General features: G+C 40.6%; 4 protein-coding genes. All 4 read right to left on the bottom strand.

What is annotated here, in order from left to right:
• The gene (locus VB797_RS31600) at positions 1-1,290 is read right to left on the bottom strand and encodes a hypothetical protein (protein WP_323241747.1); all 1,290 of its coding nucleotides are present in this window, start codon (positions 1,288-1,290) and stop codon (positions 1-3) included.
• 218 nt (positions 1,291-1,508) lie between these two features.
• On the bottom strand, positions 1,509-2,441 hold the full coding sequence (locus VB797_RS31595; RefSeq protein WP_323241746.1) for a ribonuclease Z: 933 nt from the start codon (positions 2,439-2,441) through the stop codon (positions 1,509-1,511).
• 216 nt (positions 2,442-2,657) lie between these two features.
• Positions 2,658-2,963 carry a hypothetical protein gene (locus tag VB797_RS31590; RefSeq protein ID WP_323241745.1) on the bottom strand — a complete coding sequence of 102 codons (306 nt, stop codon included), beginning with the start codon at positions 2,961-2,963 and terminating at the stop codon, positions 2,658-2,660.
• A 67-nt stretch (positions 2,964-3,030) separates the two neighbouring features.
• Positions 3,031-3,465, bottom strand: coding sequence for a hypothetical protein (locus VB797_RS31585; protein WP_323241744.1), 435 nt, complete (start codon positions 3,463-3,465; stop codon positions 3,031-3,033).
• Positions 3,466-3,639: the final 174 nt, after the last annotated feature.

Here is a 3,639-nt window from a genome sequence, read left to right as displayed (position 1 = left end):
TCATTCCCCTTCCTCAAGCCGTTTGCGCCATTCTGCGTCAATTTGATCGGAACGCTCTAATTCTTGGTCAATTAAGTCGGTTTCGGTGGAGTAAGCTAAATTGTCTTTGCCGATAACCGTATTTGTAGCAAACTGATGTGCATAATCGATTTTTTGCTGTAACTTTTCGTCCGCAGCGGCTATGTACTTCGCTCTGACTTGACGCTGACGATTGCGATCGCTAATTTTACCGTTTCGCCACTGTACCCAAAAATATCGTATTAAAGGTATGAGTAAAAAGCCCGCACCGTAAGCTAATAGCAACCAGTAGATTCCTTGCGCGAAACCAACCAGCCCCCCAACTTGTCTAGCTACAGCACCATCTCGTAATAAGCCTCCTAATATCAAAGCACCGACAAAATTTACTACCCCCAGTCCAGCGCTGAGCATTACTTGCGAGGAAGTTGCTTTACTAAAGCTCCAGGAAAATTCTTTGAGATAAGCCGGTATTGATTGGGGATTATTTCGGGTAGCAGTTACCTGTAATTCCGGGAAAGAATAGACAATTTCACCTTCAGGACTTACCGCCGGATTGCCGTTAAACTTCGTTAAGACCGGCAGCATATAATCTTCATATTCCTGTTGATATGTCTCGCCAATATCATCTAAATAAGGCGTAATCTGTTCGGCGACTACCGCACCACTGTTATTACGAATTACAGTTGCAATCTCCTGATAGCGGCGTTCTTCCAGATTCATATTAGGATTTCCGTCACCAAATAAAAACGAAAATATAGCTTCTAAAAAATTTAATTCGCTTTTTTCCCGCTGCCGTCCTCCGTGACTTCGATATCCACTATTGTAATTTGGACTAAAAAACCAAAATAAATCTGGAAAATAGAAAAATCTCATTCCGCCAAAACCACCACCTCGATCGTTATCGCGGTCAGAGGAAGAAGAAGAAATAACCAAAATGATCGAGATATAAATTAAAGCGATAGAAAGAATTAAGACAACTCCAAAGGAAATTCTAATTAAATAAAATAGAACCTTCCAGATTTTTTGCCACCATTCCTGTAGCTGTAATTTTAGATATTTATTACGTAAAACATCGCGGAAATTACGCGGAAAAAGATAAACAATATCACCTGTTTCCGCCACTTGCAAATGACCCCCAGCATCAGTTGCAAGCCCTAACAAACCTTGATTTGCCATTTCGATATTTAATCCAGCCTGCGTCGCCACATCACCAACAGTGACGCGGTAATTCAACTTTTCCACAGCTTGCATAATAGCGGGATTGGGAGCCATATCTCGACCCTCCTGTTTTAAAAAACTGTTCTATTCAAGTATAAAGTTTTCAGATGGGGAGATGGGGAGATGGGGAGATGGGGGGATGGGGAGATGGGGGGATGGGGGGATGGGGGGATGGGGAGATGGGGGGACAAGGGGATAGATAACTATGCCCAATGCCCAATGCCCAATGCCCAATGCCCAATTACCAATGCCCAATGCCCAATTACCAATTATTATCGTCTTCTAGGTACTTCGTAGGTCATAAAGTCGTAAGCCATTTGAGTGTTGGGAAAAATTGCTCGACCTTCATTGAGTAAATCTTTTAGTTCAATGGCGTTTCCTGGGGCGTAACGGGGGCTAAAGTGACTCATAATTAAATGATGTGCGCCTGCCGCTAATGCAGTTTGCGCTGCCATTGTGGATGTGGAATGCAGCCGATCAAAAGCCATTTGCGAGTCTTGATGGGCAAAAGTGGCTTCGTGAATCAATACATCGGCATCTCTAGCTAAGTCAACTGCATTTTCACAGAAAACCGTGTCGGTACAATAAGCAAATTTGCGTCCAATTTCCGTTGGTCCGCACAAGTCTGAACCGTTAATAACTCTGCCATCTTTTAAAGTTACAGTTTCACCGCGTTTGAGTTGACCGTAAACTCTACCGGGTGGAATTTCTAAGGCTTTAGCTTTCTCAATATCAAATCTTCCGGCTCGGTTTTTTTCCTCTACACGATAACCATAAGCTGTGATTCGATGATGCAAAATATCGCAGCTAACCGTGAATTCAGCATCTTCATAAACTATTCCCGGACGAACAGCATGAACTTTTACCGGGTAAGAAAAGTGTGTATGAGAATAACGTCTGCAAGCTTGTAAATATTCGTTTAATCCTTCGGGTCCATAAATATCAACGCGACGAACATTTCCAGCCAAACCGCAACTAGCCAGCAGACCCATTAAACCAAATATATGGTCGCCGTGCATATGGGTAACGAAAATTCGGGAGAGTTGACTCATTTTCAAGTCACTCCGCAATAGTTGGTGCTGAGTACCTTCACCACAGTCGAACAACCATAATTCTGCTCTTTGCGGCAATCGAAGGGCAACACTAGAAACATTGCGCGATCGCGTTGGTACCCCAGAACTTGTCCCTAAAAATGTGATCTGCACAGCCTTATATAATGCTTTTATAACTTAATTTATGACATATATTTTCTATAATAATATCTACTCTGCTGCCCCATTTACTTAACTTAACCATATACTCTATTTATTTAATTACTTAATCTTTTTCCCCTATCACTACCAAAATACTACTTTTTTGTGATATAGAACACTTTATTGCTTAGAAAACTAGCGATTATTCCCGATAACTAAATGAAAGTGTTATAGTTCTGCTAATAAATCCGTAGCTAACCTAGCTTTTCTTAATAAATAATTTATTGCGGTTTCTTGTTTAGAAATAATTTGAGCGGTAGCATTCATTCCGATTTGAAGATTACATTTACGGCTATAATTTCCGAAAGTTTGATCTGATTGGATAATTACTTTAAAAAATTTCTCATTTACGGATGTATTATTTGCGATCGCATCGCGAGAAACTAAATTTACAATTCCTTTGATACCGTAATCTAGATAAGGACAAGCATCAATTCGTAATTGCACTTGTTGATTTTTTGTAATAATCAACATCAAAAATCAGTGCAAAAATAAAGCCCACAAAGGTGAGCTTAAAATCATTACAAAATGCCAATTAGTTTTAATCTATGGACTCAGATGGTTGATTCTGCAAAAGGCGATCGCGAATTTGACCTAATTGAAATTGAGATTTAACAGGTTCTCGCGGCTGTGGAAGTTCGGTATTTGGCCAGCCTAATACATCATTACAAGGACATAATAAAGTTGGCATACCTAAGTTTTTCAAGGGTACCGGCATCTCGCAACGAGAACAAGAAACCATATCCCATTCAGGTGAAAGTAATTCAGTAATAGTTTGTTGCGTACCTTCGAGATAGCACTCACCCGACTTAGAAGACAAAACTTTTTGCCAGCATTCCTCGAAATCCTCGCTATAGTTTCCACCATCAATAACTTTTTGGGGTTGCAAACTAGCCGCACCGTTATTTATAAAAACTTTCTTACCCAACTGGAACCAGTGAGCCAGGTATTTTTTAACTTCTGTTTTAGATGCCATATTTTAATTTTAGATTTTAGATTTTAGATTTTGGATTGTGAATCCTGAATAAAGAGTTAAGAAAAAAAAGTTAAAACCACCAGAGTTAGTAGTGCGAGCGTCTCGCTCGCTATCAGTCCCCCCATCCCCCCATCTCCCCATCCCCCCATCTCCCCATCCCCCCATCTCCCCATC

Origin of the sequence: Rivularia sp. UHCC 0363 (assembly GCF_034931125.1) — a bacterium.
GTDB lineage: Bacteria > Cyanobacteriota > Cyanobacteriia > Cyanobacteriales > Nostocaceae > Rivularia.
Note: the sequence above shows the minus strand (reverse complement) of the source record. Positions and strands in the feature narration are given on the sequence as shown.